This is a genomic window from Curtobacterium sp. ME26 (assembly GCF_903970945.1).
In the GTDB taxonomy this organism is placed as follows: Bacteria; Actinomycetota; Actinomycetes; order Actinomycetales; family Microbacteriaceae; genus Curtobacterium; species Curtobacterium citri.
Genome location: NZ_CAJCKG010000002.1, coordinates 38,182 through 52,528 on the forward strand (window position 1 = coordinate 38,182; position 14,347 = coordinate 52,528).

Below are 14,347 nucleotides of genomic sequence, written 5' to 3' on the forward strand. Positions count from 1 at the left end.
GCCGTCATCACCGGGGCGACGGCGCTGATGGGCCTGCTCGTCGGGTCCTTCCTCAACGTCGTCGTGCACCGTGTCCCCGCGGGGATCTCCGTGGTCCGCCCGCCGAGCGCCTGCCCGGGCTGCGGCCACGAGATCCGCGGGTTCGACAACGTGCCGGTGCTCTCGTGGCTGGCGCTCCGCGGGCGCTGCCGCGACTGCCGAGCGCCGATCTCGGCCCGGTACCCGGCCGTGGAGCTGGCGACGGCGGTGCTCTTCGCCGTCGTGGCGGTGGTGTTCGTGCCGACGATCACCGACGGCGGGTCCGACGTCGGCGGTGCCGGGCTGTTGCTCGCATTGCTCTACCTCATGGCGATCAGCGTGGCGCTCGCGCTCATCGACATCGACACCCACCGTCTCCCGAACGTGATCGTGCTGCCGGCCTACGTGGTCGTCGTGGTGCTGCTCGGGGGAACCTCGGCGATGACCGGGGACTGGGGCGCCTTCGTGCGCGCCGGGGTCGGGCTCGTCGGGCTCGGCGCCGTTTACCTCGTGCTCGCGCTCGCGGTGCCCGGCGGGATGGGCATGGGCGACGTGAAGCTCGCCGGTGTGCTCGGGTTCGTACTCGCGTACCTCGGATGGGGACCCCTCGCAGTGGGAGCTTTCGCCGCCTTCCTGCTCGGCGGTACCTTCTCGCTCGTGCTCATGTCGACCGGCCGGGCCGGTCGACGGAGCGGAATCCCCTTCGGCCCCTGGATGCTCGCCGGCGCGTGGCTCGGCATCTTCCTCGGCCCCGTGATCTGGGCTGCCTACCTCGGCGCCCTCGGACTCGGCTGACGCCGACCACCTGCCAACCAGAAGGACGCCAAGCATGGGCAAGAGCATCGTCGGGCTGGACCTCACCGCGGACACCATCCGCGCCGTCGAGGTCGCCGACGCCGACAAGGCACGCCCGACCGTCGTCCGGTTCGCCGAGGTGCCGACGCCTCCGGAAGCCATCCGCAAGGGCGAGGTGATCGAGCCGAACACCGTCGCGGGAGCGCTCAAGCAGCTCTGGCAGCTCGGTCGGTTCCGCACGAAGGACGTCGTCCTCGGCGTCGGGAACCAGCGCGTCCTCTCCCGTGACCTGACGATCCCGAAGAGTTCCCGCGAGCAGATCCGTGAGTCGCTCCCGTTCCAGGTGCAGGACATGCTGCCGGTGCCGGTCGGTGACGCGATCCTCGACTTCTACCCCGTCGCCGAGGCGGAGAGCGAGAACGGACCGGTCCTCCACGGGTTGCTCGTCGCCGCCATCAAGGACGCGGTCCTGGCGAACGTCCGCGCGGTCCAGCTCGCCGGCCTCAACCCGGCAGCGGTCGACCTCATCCCGTTCGCGCTGAGCCGGGTCGCCGTCACGCGACAGCGGGTCCCCGGTACCGTCGCGATGGTCGAGCTGGGTGCGGAGACGACGAGCGTCGTGATCCTGACGGACGGCGTCCCCCAGTTCGTCCGGATCATCCCGACCGGCGGCAACGACATGACGAAGGTGCTCGCCGGCCGGTTCGACATCGACTGGGAGCAGGCTGAGGCCGTGAAGCGGCACTTCGGGCTCGGCGGCGGCGCCCGGACGACGGACGACGCGCGCGCCGTCGCGGTGATCACGGAGTCGTGCAGCGAACTGTTCGCCAGCCTCCGCAACACAATCAACTACTTCGTCAACACCCGGCCCGGCCAGGAGGTCCGCAGCGTCATGCTCGCGGGCGGCGGCGCGAAGATGCCGGGGTTCGCGCAGGCGCTCAGCGACCACACACGCATCCCCGTCCACATGACGGACCCCTTCGCCGGGGTCGCACGTGGACGGTCCATCACGCCGGACGCGCTCGCCGAGCGCGGCAACGCCGTGGCCGTCGCGTTCGGCCTGGCAGTCGGGAGCAGAGCAGCATGACCGAGACCGTGCAGTCCGTCGCGGCACCAGCGCGTGCCGGTGTCTTCGGGATCGGGCGCCGGCCGGCGACCGGGGCAGCCGAGGATCGAGCGCCGCAGCGCGGTGCCCGCCGCGGCAGGAACGTGCCCGGGGTGACCCCGGGCCAGGAGCCACGGGTCGACCTGCTCCCGGTGGAGGTCCACCAGGACCGCCGTGGCCGCGCGATCGCCCGTCGGACGTGGTTCGGTGCGGGCATAGTCGCCGCTTTGGTGGTCATCGCGACCGCGGCCGCGACCGTGCAGAGCATGGGTGCTCGCTCGGACCTGGCTGCGGCGCAGGCCGAGACCACCTCCATCCAGCAGCAGCAGCAGCAGTACGGCGAGGTCCGTCGGGTCGAGCAGGACACGGCGCTCGCAGCTGCCGCGCAAGAGGTCGGCGGGTCGACGGAGATCGACTGGAAGAGCTACCTCGGCCAGGTGCAGCAGCTCCTGCCGGAGGGGGTCGCCATCACGGCGCTCAACATCGACTCGTCGAGCCCGATGCAGAGCTTCGACCAGTCGACCGCTCCGCTCCAGGGCATGCGTGTCGCCACGCTGAACGTGACCGTCAGCAGCCCCTCCATCCCGTCGGTCCCCGACTGGAACGAGCGGCTCACGAAGCTGCCCGGGTACGTGGACTCGAACATCGACTCGATCAGCCGCGGATCGGTCGTCGGCGACACGGCGGGCACCTCCTCGTCGACGTACCAGGCCTCGATCTCGCTGCACGTCAACGACGGCGCCTACGACGGCAAGTACGCAGAGAAGAGCAAGTGACGTGAACAAGAACCGGCTCTCCCTCATCCTGGCCGCGCTCACCGCCGTGGCGATCGCCGTCGGTGGGTTCTTCCTGGGCGTGCAGCCACAGCTCGCCTCCGCGTCGGCCGACGAGGCGCAGCAGGCGCAGACGGACCAGACGAACGCGACCAGCCGGGCGGAGCTCGACCGGCTCCGTGAGCGCTTCACCACGCTCGACGCGATGCAGGCGTCGCTCGACGGGCTGCGTGACTCGGTGCCGGCGACGGCCGACACCGACGCGTTCATCCGTTCCCTCGACACCGTTGCGGGATCGTCCGGCGCCACCGTGTCGTCCGTGTCGGTCGGGGAGGCCCAGGCGTACTCCGCCCCGGCGTCCGGCACCGCCCCGGCGACCGCCGAGGCCGCGCCGGGCGCTGCGGCCTCGCCGTCGGCCACCGCCACGGCCGAGCCGTCGGCCGAGGCGAGTCCCACGGCGCCGGCAGCGCCCAGCGTCACGACGAACCCGCTGGTCACGCCGGCGAACTTCTCCGTCATCCCGGTCTCGATCAGCATCGAGGGGTCCTACGACCAGGCGCTCGCCTTCACCGGCGGCGTCCAGGACGGCAAGCGGCTCTTCCTCATCACGACGCTGACGTCGTCGTCCTCGACCTCGGCGGAGGACGGTGCACCGGACGGGGCCGGGCGCCAGACCTGGACGCTCGGCGGGTTCCTCTACGTCCTCTCGGCGCCGGCCGCCGCGACCGCTTCCGCCACCGCCACGGCCACCCCCACCGCGGGCTGACACCGCCCCGGACACCACCCCGCGAAGTGGGTGCGCCGCGCCACGCCGCACCCACTTCCGCGACACCCGTCGGTGTGCCTACGATGCTGCCGACGCCGCACTCGCGGCTGCTCACCCCCCTCTCGGACGGTCGCCTCAGGACGGCCGTTCCTCGTCGTGCCCGGAGTCGCGCGTGTTGGTCGGAATCGTGGAGTTCCTCGGCTGGTTCGGTGCCGTAACCGTTCTCGCAGGTTACCTGCTCTTCTCGCTGGGCAAGATCCCGAACGGGCCGCTGTACCAGGTGCTCAACCTCGTGGGCGGACTCTCCGTCGCGATCAACGTCGCGGCGCACCACGCGATCCCGTCGACGATCGTCAACGGGGTGTGGGCCGTGATCGCGGTCGTCGTTCTGGTAAAGATGGCGCGAGCCCGTCGCATGACCAGGGAGGGTGCGACGCAGGTGCCCGCGGCTGCCGAGCACGTCGTCCTGCACACCGAGCCGCCGGCGACGACCGCGGTCCTGCCGGTGGTGGGCCCTGCGCTCCGCGACCACGAGGCGGAGGCGACCGACGCCGCCGGGCCCGCGCCGCGCCTCCAGGCCGACACCGACACCGACGCCGCCCCGGCCGCACCGATGACCGAGTCCGTCCCCGTCATCACGGCGACGATCGCGCTCGCGCTCGTGGCCGCCGCGCAGCAGCACGCGGAGCACGGGATGCAGGAGCACCCGGAACCGACACCCGAGCGCGAGGACGCCGCGCAGCGCTGACCAGCAAGCCAGCAAGCCAGCAAGCCAGCGCGCTGGCGGGCCAGCAGCGCCAGCGACCGGGCGACCGACCGCGGCGTCCGGCCCGCACGCCCCTGTCGGCAGTACGCTCGTGCCATGTCCCGATGGCTGGTGGCGACGATGACGTCCGTGCTCTTCATCGCGCTCGTCATCGCCGTGACGGGTTTCGAGGCCCTGCTCGCCGACGTCGAGGCCATCCCTCAGCCCGACGCGAGCCCCTACCTCGGCCCCGCGATGGTGGTCGGCGCCGGGCTGGTCGTCTTCCTGGCCACGGCGGCCGGCATCCGCGAGGGAAACCCCGGCGTGACGGGTCTCGTCGCCGCCGCCGGCACGTACCTCGTCATGCTCGGCGTCGGGTCCGTCGGGTACGCGATCGTCCGGGGCGACGGCACGGAGCTGCTCGTCTTCCCCGCGGGCTCCGCCCTCAGCCCGTTCGTGGTCGGCTCCGTGGTGGTCGCGCTCCTGTGCGTCGTCGGCGGGATCGCGGCCGCGCGGCACCAGGCCCGGGACACGTCGACCGCCAGCACGGCTCCGGACCACGACCGCGCCTGACCGGCGAACTCCGCGCCAGACCGGCGACGCCGTGCCGCGCCAGACCGGCGACGCCGTGCCGCGCCCGACCGGCGATCCGGCGCCGACCGGCGACCCCTCGCCACCGGACCGGCGCCCCCGCCGGCGGTAGGATCCCGGAGCAGGCACGCAGCACGACGGGGGACCCATGACCGACCAGCATCCGGACGGGTGGGCCGCCGTCCCGCACGTCGACGGCATCCGCGGCACCCGCGAGCCCGCGGCCCCCGTCCCGACCCCCGCGGCGACCGGTCGGCCCCGCCGGCGACTGCGTCGGCGCACGCTCGTCGGCATCGTCGCGGGTGGCGCGGTCGTGCTCCTGCTCGCCGTGACCGGTGTCGTCGGGTGGACCGTGCAGTCGTCGTCGCACGCCGCGGACCGGCCGGTCCGGGCCTTCCTCGACGACCTGACGGCGGGTCGGGTGACCGACGCCCTCGACGCGGCGGGGATCGACCACGACGACCAGGACGTCCTGCTCACCGACGCGGCGTACGCGAAGGCCTCGGACCACGTGACCGGGTACCGCATCGCGGGAACGCGGACGGACGGCGACACCGCGACGGTCCAGGCGGTGCTGCGGCAGGACGGGCGTGACGTGCCGACGACCTTCACGCTCGACCGGACGGACACCGACTGGGGCGTCTTCCCGGTGTGGCAGCTCGAGGCGCCGGAGCTCGGTCGGGTCGAGGTGTCGGTCGAGGGGCCGGCGAGCACCGCGGTCGAGGTCGCGGGGGAGCGCGTGGAGACCTCCCGCGACGGAACCGCCCGGCTCGCGGCACTGCCCGGGACCTACCCGGTCACGGTCGACGGCGGGAAGTGGTTCACGACCGAGGACGGCTCGGCGCGGGTGGCCGGCTTCGGTGCGGCGGGGTCCGCGCCGGTGGCGATGACCACGTCGCTCACCGACGCGGGGCAGCAGGCCGCGCAGCAGGCCGTCGATCGCTGGGTGGACGGGTGCGTCGCGTCGACGGATGCGGCGCCCGCGGGGTGCAGCTTCTACGCCTACGGCGAGGACCCCGCGTACACCTACTCGAACCAGAAGTGGTCCCTCGAGCAGCGACCGGAGGTGACGGTCGGCGGCTGGCTGGCACGTGGCTGGGCGGTCTCGACCACGAAGGCGGGCCGGGCGACCTACACCGCGGACATCTCGGGACCGGGTGGCGTGGGCACCGCCTCGGCCGGACCGATGAACGTCAACGCCAGCGGGTACATCTCGGGCTTCTCCGACTCCGGCGCCACGTTCCAGTCGGCGATCGGCAACGGCGCGTCCGACTCGGGGTCCTGAGCCGGTCGGTGGTCGCCGCACGTCGCTCACCGGTCGGGGGTCGCCGGTCGCCCGTCGGGGGTCGGCCCGCCCGCACCGGGTGGGTGTCCGCCCGTGGCGTCACCACGGGCCTCCACGGGCGACGCGCCCGGATTGATTTCGCCCTGTGACGCGGGTAGTCTCTACCGGGTGTGCGCCCTCGGGCGCGCCCGGAATCCCGGCCCACGCTCGTCGACCTCGACGAGACCGTACCGGGGTCCATCCATCCCACCGTCTCTCCTCCGCCGTCAGGCGGTGATCAGCGTGGGATGAGGAAGCCGACGGACCGCGTCGGCCAGAGCACGAGCGAAGAACCAGGAGAACAGTTGCCTACCATCCAGCAGCTCGTTCGCAAGGGTCGCACGCCCAAGGTCGTCAAGACCAAGGCGCCGGCACTGAAGGCGAACCCCCAGCAGCGTGGTGTCTGCACCCGCGTCTACACCACCACCCCCAAGAAGCCGAACTCGGCCCTGCGCAAGGTCGCTCGTGTCAAGCTCTCGAACGGCACCGAGGTCACGGCCTACATCCCCGGTGAGGGCCACAACCTGCAGGAGCACTCGATGGTGCTCGTCCGCGGCGGTCGTGTGAAGGACCTCCCCGGTGTGCGTTACAAGATCATCCGTGGTGCCCTGGACACCCAGGCCGTCAAGAACCGTAAGCAGGCTCGCAGCCGCTACGGCGCGAAGAAGGGTTGAGGTAGATGCCTCGTAAGGGTCCCGCCCCGAAGCGTCCCGTCGTCGCCGACCCGGTGTACGGCGCGCCGATCGTCTCGCAGCTCGTCAACAAGATCCTCCTGGACGGCAAGAAGGGCCTCGCCGAGCGCATCGTCTACGATGCACTCGAGGGTGTCACCGCCAAGAACCAGCAGGACGCCGTCGCGACGCTGAAGAAGGCGCTCGACAACGTCCGTCCGACCCTCGAGGTCCGCAGCCGCCGCGTCGGTGGCTCGACCTACCAGGTCCCGGTCGAGGTCAAGCCGCACCGCGCGAACACCCTCGCGCTCCGCTGGCTGACCTCCTACGCCAAGGCCCGTCGCGAGAAGACGATGACCGAGCGTCTCATGAACGAGATCCTCGACGCGTCGAACGGTCTCGGTGCCGCGGTCAAGCGCCGCGAGGACACGCACAAGATGGCCGAGTCGAACAAGGCCTTCGCGCACTACCGCTGGTAAGTCCGGCGCTGGTCGTCCCGGCACCGGTCGGGCGTCGGCGGTCATGAACCGTCGGCGCCCGCCCGGCCGCCAACCTCTCCTACAACTCTTCCGGAGGAACCTGTGGCACAGGACGTGCTCACCGACCTGAACAAGGTCCGCAACATCGGCATCATGGCGCACATCGATGCCGGCAAGACCACGACCACCGAGCGCATCCTGTTCTACACGGGCATCACGCACAAGATCGGTGAGGTGCACGACGGCGCCGCGACGATGGACTGGATGGCGCAGGAGCAGGAGCGCGGCATCACGATCACGTCGGCCGCGACGACCTGCTTCTGGGACAACAACCAGATCAACATCATCGACACCCCCGGTCACGTGGACTTCACGGTCGAGGTGGAGCGCTCGCTCCGCGTCCTCGACGGTGCGGTCGCCGTGTTCGACGGCAAGGAGGGCGTCGAGCCCCAGTCCGAGACCGTGTGGCGTCAGGCGGACAAGTACGACGTCCCGCGCATCTGCTTCGTCAACAAGATGGACAAGCTCGGTGCCGACTTCTACTTCACCGTCGACACGATCGTGAACCGCCTGGGTGCGGAGCCGCTCGTGCTCCAGCTCCCGATCGGTGCCGAGAACGACTTCGTCGGGATCGTCGACCTCATCGAGATGCACGCCAAGGTCTGGCCGGGCGATGCCAAGGGTGACGTCACCATGGGCGCCCAGTACGAGGTCCAGGAGATCCCCGCGGACCTCAAGGACCGCGCCGAGGAGTACCGCGCGAAGCTGATCGAGCGCGTCGCCGAGACCGACGACGCCCTGCTCGAGAAGTTCTTCGGTGGCGAGGAGCTCTCGAAGGACGAGATCAAGGGCGCGATCCGCAAGCTCACGATCGCCTCCGAGGTCTACCCCGTCCTCTGTGGGTCGGCCTTCAAGAACCGCGGCGTCCAGCCGATGCTCGACGCGGTCATCGACTACCTCCCGTCCCCGCTCGACGTGCCGCCGATGATCGGCCACGACGTCAAGGACGAGGAGAAGGAGATCATCCGCAAGCCCGACGCCACCGAGCCGTTCTCGGCCCTGGCGTTCAAGGTCGCGGTGCACCCCTTCTTCGGTCGTCTGACCTACGTCCGCGTGTACTCCGGCTCGATCGAGTCCGGTGCCCAGGTCATCAACTCGACCAAGGGCAAGAAGGAGCGCATCGGCAAGATCTTCCAGATGCACTCCAACAAGGAGAACCCGGTCGACAACGTGACCGCCGGCCACATCTACGCGGTCATCGGTCTCAAGGACACCACCACCGGTGACACCCTGTGCGACCCGTCGGACCAGGTCGTCCTCGAGTCGATGACGTTCCCGGAGCCGGTCATCGAGGTCGCCATCGAGCCGAACACGAAGGCCGACCAGGAGAAGCTCTCCACGGCCATCCAGAAGCTCGCCGAAGAGGACCCGACGTTCCGCGTCGAGCTCAACGCCGAGACCGGTCAGACGACGATCAAGGGCATGGGCGAGCTCCACCTCGACATCCTCGTCGACCGCATGAAGCGCGAGTTCAAGGTCGAGGCCAGCGTCGGCAAGCCGCAGGTGGCCTACCGCGAGACGCTGACCAAGGTCGTCGAGCGCTACGACTACACGCACAAGAAGCAGACCGGTGGTTCCGGCCAGTTCGCGAAGGTGCAGATCGCCCTCGAGCCGATGGAAGTCACGGCCGAGAAGGTCTACGAGTTCGAGAACGCCGTCACCGGTGGTCGCGTCCCGCGTGAGTACATCCCGTCGGTCGACGCCGGTATCCAGGACGCCATGCAGGTCGGCATCCTCGCGGGCTACCCGACCGTCGGCGTGAAGGCCATCCTCAAGGACGGCGCGGCGCACGACGTCGACTCGTCCGAGATGGCGTTCAAGATCGCCGGTTCGATCGCCTACAAGGAGGCCGCCCGCAAGGCCGGTCCCGCCATCCTCGAGCCGATCATGGCCGTCGAGGTGCGTACTCCCGAGGAGTACATGGGCGACGTCATCGGTGACCTCAACTCCCGTCGTGGCCAGATCGCCTCGATGGAGGACGCCTCGGGCGTCAAGGTGGTCCGCGCGAGCGTTCCGCTGTCCGAGATGTTCGGCTACGTCGGGGACCTCCGGTCCAAGACCTCTGGTCGTGCGGTCTACTCGATGACCTTCGAGACCTACAGCCAGGTCCCGGCCAAGGTCGCCGAGGAGATCATCGCGAAGAACAGCGGAGAGTAACGCTCCGGCGTTCTCTCCACAGGCGAGGGTGCCCGGCGACGGGCCCCTCGCCACCAAGTACAGTTAGACACACACCCTGCACGCCAACGGTCGAGTACCGGGGGCATGCTCTCCGAGTCCTGAGGAGGACCCACAGTGGCCAAGGCCAAGTTCGAGCGGACCAAGCCGCACGTCAACATCGGAACCATCGGTCACGTCGACCACGGCAAGACCACGCTCACGGCGGCGATCACCAAGGTTCTGCACGACCAGTACCCGGACCTCAACGAGGCCCGTGACTTCGCTCAGATCGACAGCGCTCCCGAGGAGCGCGACCGCGGCATCACGATCAACATCTCGCACGTCGAGTACCAGACGGAGAAGCGCCACTACGCGCACGTCGACGCTCCTGGTCACGCCGACTACGTGAAGAACATGATCACCGGTGCGGCCCAGATGGACGGCGCGATCCTCGTGGTCGCCGCCACCGACGGCCCGATGCCCCAGACGCGTGAGCACGTCCTGCTCGCCCGCCAGGTCGGTGTCCCCTACATCGTCGTCGCGCTGAACAAGTCCGACATGGTGGACGACGAGGAGATCCTGGAGCTCGTCGAGCTCGAGGTCCGTGAGCTCCTCGGCTCGCAGGAGTTCGACGAGGACGCCCCCGTCGTGCAGGTCTCGGCGCTCAAGGCGCTCGAGGGCGACGACAAGTGGGTCAAGTCCGTCCAGGACCTGATGTCCGCCGTCGACGAGAACGTGCCGGACCCGGTGCGCGCCACCGACCAGCCCTTCCTCATGCCGATCGAGGACGTCTTCACGATCACCGGTCGTGGCACGGTCGTCACCGGTCGTGTCGAGCGTGGCACGCTCGACCTGAACTCCGAGGTCGAGATCGTCGGCATCCGCCCGACGCAGAAGACCACGGTCACGGGCATCGAGATGTTCCGCAAGCTGCTCGACAAGGCCGAGGCCGGCGACAACACCGGTCTGCTCATCCGTGGCCTCAAGCGCGAGGACGTGGAGCGCGGCCAGGTCGTCGTCAAGCCCGGTTCGGTCACGCCGCACACCGAGTTCAAGGCGAACGCGTACATCCTGACCAAGGAAGAGGGCGGTCGTCACAACCCGTTCTACGCGAACTACCGTCCGCAGTTCTACTTCCGCACCACGGACGTCACCGGCGTCATCACGCTGCCCGAGGGCACCGAGATGGTCATGCCCGGCGACACCGTCGCCATGTCGGTCGAGCTGATCCAGCCGATCGCCATGGAGGCCGGCCTCCGCTTCGCCATCCGTGAGGGTGGTCGTACGGTCGGCGCCGGTACGGTCGAGGAGATCGTCAAGTAACTCCCGGTTCTCCGGAAGACACTGCGTCAGCGGGGTCGGGCCTTCGGGCTCGGCCCCGCTTCGTCGTTCCCGGGGGTCGGTCACAGGTGCGACCGGGCACCATCGTCATGGTGACTCGTCTCCGCCGCTCCGCGACCAACGGCCGTGGGTACCACCGTGTCCGCAGCGGCAAGGGGTTCTCGTACCGCGACCCGGACGGCGCCACCGTCGCCGACAAGGAGGTCCGGCACAAACTCGACGAGCTGGTCATCCCTCCCGCGTGGGACGACGTGTGGATCTCGCCGTACGACAACGGGCACATCCTGGCGACGGGCATCGACGGTGCCGGTCGGCGGCAGTACATGTACCACCCGGGCTGGCGCGAGCGCATGGACCGGATCAAGTACGACCGAGCGCTCGCCCTCGCGGAGTCGCTGCCGTCGGCGCGCCGCATGGTGACGCAGGACCTCCGCCGGCCGGAGCCCGACCGCCGCCGTGCACTCGCGGCCGCCTTCCGCATGCTCGACCAGGGGTCGCTGCGGGTCGGCTCGGAGCGGTACGCCACCGAGCACGGCAGCCGCGGACTCTCCACGCTGCTCTGTGCGCACGCGCACGTGTCCGGCGACGACATCGAGCTCGACTTCCCCGGCAAGAGCGGGCAGGAGTGGTCCTCGACGATCCACGACCACGACCTGGCCCGCGTGATCGCCGGCATGAAGCGGCGCGGGCCCAACGCCCGGCTGCTGTCGTTCCGGGCCGAGCGTGGCGCGGAGTGGGAGCCGCTGGCGGCCGAGGACATCAACGAGTACGTGAAGGAGCGCGCCGGTGACGAGTTCACCGCGAAGGACTTCCGGACGCTGCACGGGACCGTCTCCGCGGCGGTCGACCTGGCGAAGACCGGGCCGCAGCCGACCCAGGCCAAGCGCAAGAAGGCGGTGTCCCACGCCGTCAAGGCCGCGAGCGAGGAGCTCGGGAACACGCCGACGGTGTGCCGCCAGAGCTACATCGACCCGCGCCTGCTCGATGCCTACGAGCACGGCGAGACCATCGACCCGGAGCGGCTGCACGCGGCCGAGTCCGAGGTCCGTGCCCTGCTCTACCGACAGTGACCGCGGGGAGGCGGGAGATGACGTACGGTTGGTCACCGTGCCCGACCACCCCCACACGGGCACGGAAGGACCCCTCCCAGTCGTGACCGACGAGTGCATCCACGGTTTCCCCACCGAGCTCTGCGACATCTGTTCCCCCCGTCAGGCCGAGGTGCCTGCGACCTCCACCCCGGCTCCGCGCCGGACCCGGATCACCACCGACCTGCGCTCGACCCCCGCGCCGCCCCGGGGCTCCTCGTCCCTGCGGTCACCGGCCGCGCCCGAGCTGCCCGAGCCCCGCGTGTGGGCGTCGCTCCGCGCGCACCACGCCACGCACGTCGACAACCTGGCGTCCATCGTCACCGACGGCGTGATCCTGGCGGCCGACACGGCCACCCCGGTCGTCGACGTCAGCTCCACCGCCACGCGGACCGCCCGTGCCGAGGCGTCCGCTCCCGACGGTGGCCCCGTCTCCGGGCACGTCCCGTTCACCCTGTCGCCCGACGCGACCCGGTGGGACGAGCTCCGCCACGGTGCGGAGGGGGAGCGGTGGTCGGACGCCGCCCGCCGCACCCGCGCGACCGAGTACGTCGTGCTCGTCGTGCCGGTGACGGCGTTCGGGGCGTCCGTCATCGTCGCCGACCAGGACGCCGAGGCCGAGGACGTGCGCTTCGCCGTCGGCCCGGATGCGGCGACGAACCTGATCCGCCGGACCGACTTCACCGACCCGGAGATGCACGACCTCGAGCTCCTCGCGGGCCCGAGCGTGCCGTTCTCCTCGGTCGCCGTGGTCGGTGTGCCGAACGACCGCGTCCGGCAGCAGGTCAAGGCACTCCTGGCCGAGCACCGTGGGCACGCGCCGCGCGTCGCCGTGTTCCCGCCGTGGTTCGTGCCGCCGCTCTCCGAGGAGTTCTGACCCCGGACCGTTCCGGAACCGACACCGTGCCCGCCCGGCCTCGCCGAGCGGGCACGTTCCGTCCCACGGTGCTCCGCCGAGCGGGCTGGATCCGCCCCAGGCGACCGCAGCCGACGCGCCCGGGGTGGCCCGGGCCTCCAGGCCGGCGGAACCGCGTGGTTCCGGGGAAGCGGGGCGGTCCGGGGTCCCACCGGACCGCGACACGCCCGGGTTGCACGGATGGCCGTGCCTGTGCGAGACTTGTCCGGTTCCGAATTCCGCGGGCGTTCGCGCGCGCAGGATCACTGCTCTGGCAGTGCACAACCCCTCCGTCCAGCGGAGCTGGGTTGGGCCGCAGGCAGCAGAACACGATCGAGTCCCTCGTGAGCGCCTGGCCACTGCTGTGTCCGGGTGCGGGGGAAGCGACATGCCCACGCTGGACGGCCACGGTCGCCCTGCGCGGTTGACAGGAGAACAGCGGTCATCCCCCGAGGATGCGGCCGGTTGGTTCAGGAAAACAGCCAAGCCCTGCAGGAATGCACGGTGACGGCGGCGTCAGGCGGCCCGAGGGTGCGCGGCGCAGAGAGGACAGAGAGACACATGGCGGGACAGAAGATCCGCATCCGGCTCAAGTCGTACGACCACGAGGTCATCGACACGTCGGCCCGGAAGATCGTCGACACGGTGACCCGTGCCGGTGCGACCGTGGTCGGCCCGGTGCCGCTCCCCACCGAGAAGAACGTGGTCACCGTGATCCGTTCCCCTCACAAGTACAAGGACTCGCGCGAGCACTTCGAGAAGCGCACGCACAAGCGGGTCATCGACATCGTCGACCCGACGCCGAAGGCCGTCGACTCGCTCATGCGACTCGACCTCCCGGCCGACGTCAACATCGAGATCAAGCTGTAAGGGGGACCGACCAATGGCGAACTCAACCAAGACCGTCAAGGGCCTCCTCGGCAAGAAGCTCGGGATGACCCAGGTGTGGGACGAGAACAACAAGTTTATCCCCGTCACCGTGATCGAGGTCGGCCCGAACGTGGTCACCCAGATCCGCAACGTCGAGCGCGACGGCTACGAGGCGATCCAGATCGCCGCCGGCGCCATCGACCCGCGCAAGGTGAACAAGCCGGCCGCCGGCCACTTCGAGGCTGCCGGTGTGACCCCGCGTCGCACCCTCACCGAGATCCGCACCAACGACTCCGCCGAGTACAGCCTCGGCCAGGAGCTCACCGTCGACACCTTCGAGGCCGGCCAGAAGGTCGACGTCGTCGGGACGTCGAAGGGCAAGGGCTTCGCCGGTGTCATGAAGCGCCACGGCTTCGCCGGTGTGTCCGCTTCGCACGGTGCCCACCGCAACCACCGCAAGCCCGGTTCGATCGGTGCTTCGTCGACCCCGTCGCGTGTCTTCAAGGGCATGCGCATGGCCGGTCGCATGGGTGGCGAGCGTGTGACCGTCCTCAACCTCACGGTGCACGCCGTCGACGCCGAGAAGGGTCTGCTGCTCGTCAAGGGCGCCGTCCCCGGTGCTCGTGGCCGCTCCGTCTTCGTCCGCACCGCCGTGAAGGGTAAGTGATC

General features: G+C 70.2%; 15 protein-coding genes. All 15 read left to right on the plus strand.

What is annotated here, in order from left to right; translation table 11 throughout:
- Nucleotides 1-27: 27 nt before the first annotated feature.
- Nucleotides 28-813 carry a prepilin peptidase gene (locus H7A69_RS01060; RefSeq protein WP_182045444.1) on the plus strand — a complete coding sequence of 262 codons (786 nt, stop codon included), beginning with the start codon at nt 28-30 and terminating at the stop codon, nt 811-813.
- Between the two features lie 34 nt (nt 814-847).
- Nucleotides 848-1,900, plus strand: coding sequence for a type IV pilus assembly protein PilM (pilM, locus tag H7A69_RS01065; protein ID WP_182045382.1), 1,053 nt, complete (start codon nt 848-850; stop codon nt 1,898-1,900).
- Nucleotides 1,897-2,694, plus strand: coding sequence for a hypothetical protein (locus H7A69_RS01070; RefSeq protein WP_182045383.1), 798 nt, complete (start codon nt 1,897-1,899; stop codon nt 2,692-2,694). Before pilM ends, H7A69_RS01070 begins: the two co-directional genes overlap by 4 nt.
- Before the next feature lies 1 nt (nt 2,695).
- Entirely contained in the window at nt 2,696-3,457 is a 762-nt protein-coding gene (locus tag H7A69_RS01075; RefSeq protein ID WP_182045384.1) for a hypothetical protein, read from the plus strand.
- 172 nt (nt 3,458-3,629) lie between these two features.
- Nucleotides 3,630-4,205 carry a CBU_0592 family membrane protein gene (locus H7A69_RS01080; protein WP_182045385.1) on the plus strand — a complete coding sequence of 192 codons (576 nt, stop codon included), beginning with the start codon at nt 3,630-3,632 and terminating at the stop codon, nt 4,203-4,205.
- A 114-nt stretch (nt 4,206-4,319) separates the two neighbouring features.
- Nucleotides 4,320-4,775: a DUF6121 family protein gene (locus H7A69_RS01085; protein WP_182045386.1), complete on the plus strand. Its 456-nt coding sequence runs from the start codon at nt 4,320-4,322 to the stop codon at nt 4,773-4,775.
- Nucleotides 4,776-4,941: 166 nt separating this feature from the next.
- Nucleotides 4,942-6,078, plus strand: coding sequence for a hypothetical protein (locus H7A69_RS01090; protein ID WP_182045387.1), 1,137 nt, complete (start codon nt 4,942-4,944; stop codon nt 6,076-6,078).
- Between the two features lie 344 nt (nt 6,079-6,422).
- Nucleotides 6,423-6,791 (plus strand): 30S ribosomal protein S12, encoded by a 369-nt coding sequence (gene rpsL, locus H7A69_RS01095; protein WP_058728453.1) that lies wholly within the window; start codon nt 6,423-6,425, stop codon nt 6,789-6,791.
- Between the two features lie 5 nt (nt 6,792-6,796).
- Nucleotides 6,797-7,267: a 30S ribosomal protein S7 gene (gene rpsG, locus H7A69_RS01100; protein ID WP_058742332.1), complete on the plus strand. Its 471-nt coding sequence runs from the start codon at nt 6,797-6,799 to the stop codon at nt 7,265-7,267.
- A gap of 102 nt (nt 7,268-7,369) precedes the next feature.
- A complete protein-coding gene (fusA, locus tag H7A69_RS01105; protein WP_069712801.1) occupies nt 7,370-9,484 on the plus strand; it encodes an elongation factor G in 2,115 nt (704 codons plus the stop codon).
- Nucleotides 9,485-9,619: 135 nt separating this feature from the next.
- On the plus strand, nt 9,620-10,807 hold the full coding sequence (tuf, locus tag H7A69_RS01110) for an elongation factor Tu (protein ID WP_069712802.1): 1,188 nt from the start codon (nt 9,620-9,622) through the stop codon (nt 10,805-10,807).
- Nucleotides 10,808-10,914: 107 nt separating this feature from the next.
- Entirely contained in the window at nt 10,915-11,895 is a 981-nt protein-coding gene (locus H7A69_RS01115; protein ID WP_220456165.1) for a DNA topoisomerase IB, read from the plus strand.
- Between the two features lie 82 nt (nt 11,896-11,977).
- Nucleotides 11,978-12,790 (plus strand): DarT ssDNA thymidine ADP-ribosyltransferase family protein, encoded by an 813-nt coding sequence (locus H7A69_RS01120; protein ID WP_182045388.1) that lies wholly within the window; start codon nt 11,978-11,980, stop codon nt 12,788-12,790.
- 579 nt (nt 12,791-13,369) lie between these two features.
- Nucleotides 13,370-13,678 carry a 30S ribosomal protein S10 gene (rpsJ, locus tag H7A69_RS01125; RefSeq protein ID WP_022903286.1) on the plus strand — a complete coding sequence of 103 codons (309 nt, stop codon included), beginning with the start codon at nt 13,370-13,372 and terminating at the stop codon, nt 13,676-13,678.
- Between the two features lie 13 nt (nt 13,679-13,691).
- Nucleotides 13,692-14,345, plus strand: coding sequence for a 50S ribosomal protein L3 (gene rplC / locus H7A69_RS01130; RefSeq protein WP_022906340.1), 654 nt, complete (start codon nt 13,692-13,694; stop codon nt 14,343-14,345).
- The last annotated feature ends 2 nt before the right edge of the window (nt 14,346-14,347 follow it).

What these genes read in the sequence shown, in the direction of transcription:
- H7A69_RS01060 (WP_182045444.1), top strand. Translation starts at nt 28, where the DNA reads ATGGGCCTGCTCGTCGGGTCCTTCCTCAACGTCGTCGTGCACCGTGTC.
- pilM (WP_182045382.1), top strand. Translation starts at nt 848, where the DNA reads ATGGGCAAGAGCATCGTCGGGCTGGACCTCACCGCGGACACCATCCGC.
- H7A69_RS01070 (WP_182045383.1), top strand. Translation starts at nt 1,897, where the DNA reads ATGACCGAGACCGTGCAGTCCGTCGCGGCACCAGCGCGTGCCGGTGTC.
- H7A69_RS01085 (WP_182045386.1), top strand. Translation starts at nt 4,320, where the DNA reads ATGTCCCGATGGCTGGTGGCGACGATGACGTCCGTGCTCTTCATCGCG.
- H7A69_RS01090 (WP_182045387.1), top strand. Translation starts at nt 4,942, where the DNA reads ATGACCGACCAGCATCCGGACGGGTGGGCCGCCGTCCCGCACGTCGAC.
- rpsG (WP_058742332.1), top strand. Translation starts at nt 6,797, where the DNA reads ATGCCTCGTAAGGGTCCCGCCCCGAAGCGTCCCGTCGTCGCCGACCCG.
- H7A69_RS01115 (WP_220456165.1), top strand. Translation starts at nt 10,915, where the DNA reads ATGGTGACTCGTCTCCGCCGCTCCGCGACCAACGGCCGTGGGTACCAC.
- rpsJ (WP_022903286.1), top strand. Translation starts at nt 13,370, where the DNA reads ATGGCGGGACAGAAGATCCGCATCCGGCTCAAGTCGTACGACCACGAG.
- rplC (WP_022906340.1), top strand. Translation starts at nt 13,692, where the DNA reads ATGGCGAACTCAACCAAGACCGTCAAGGGCCTCCTCGGCAAGAAGCTC.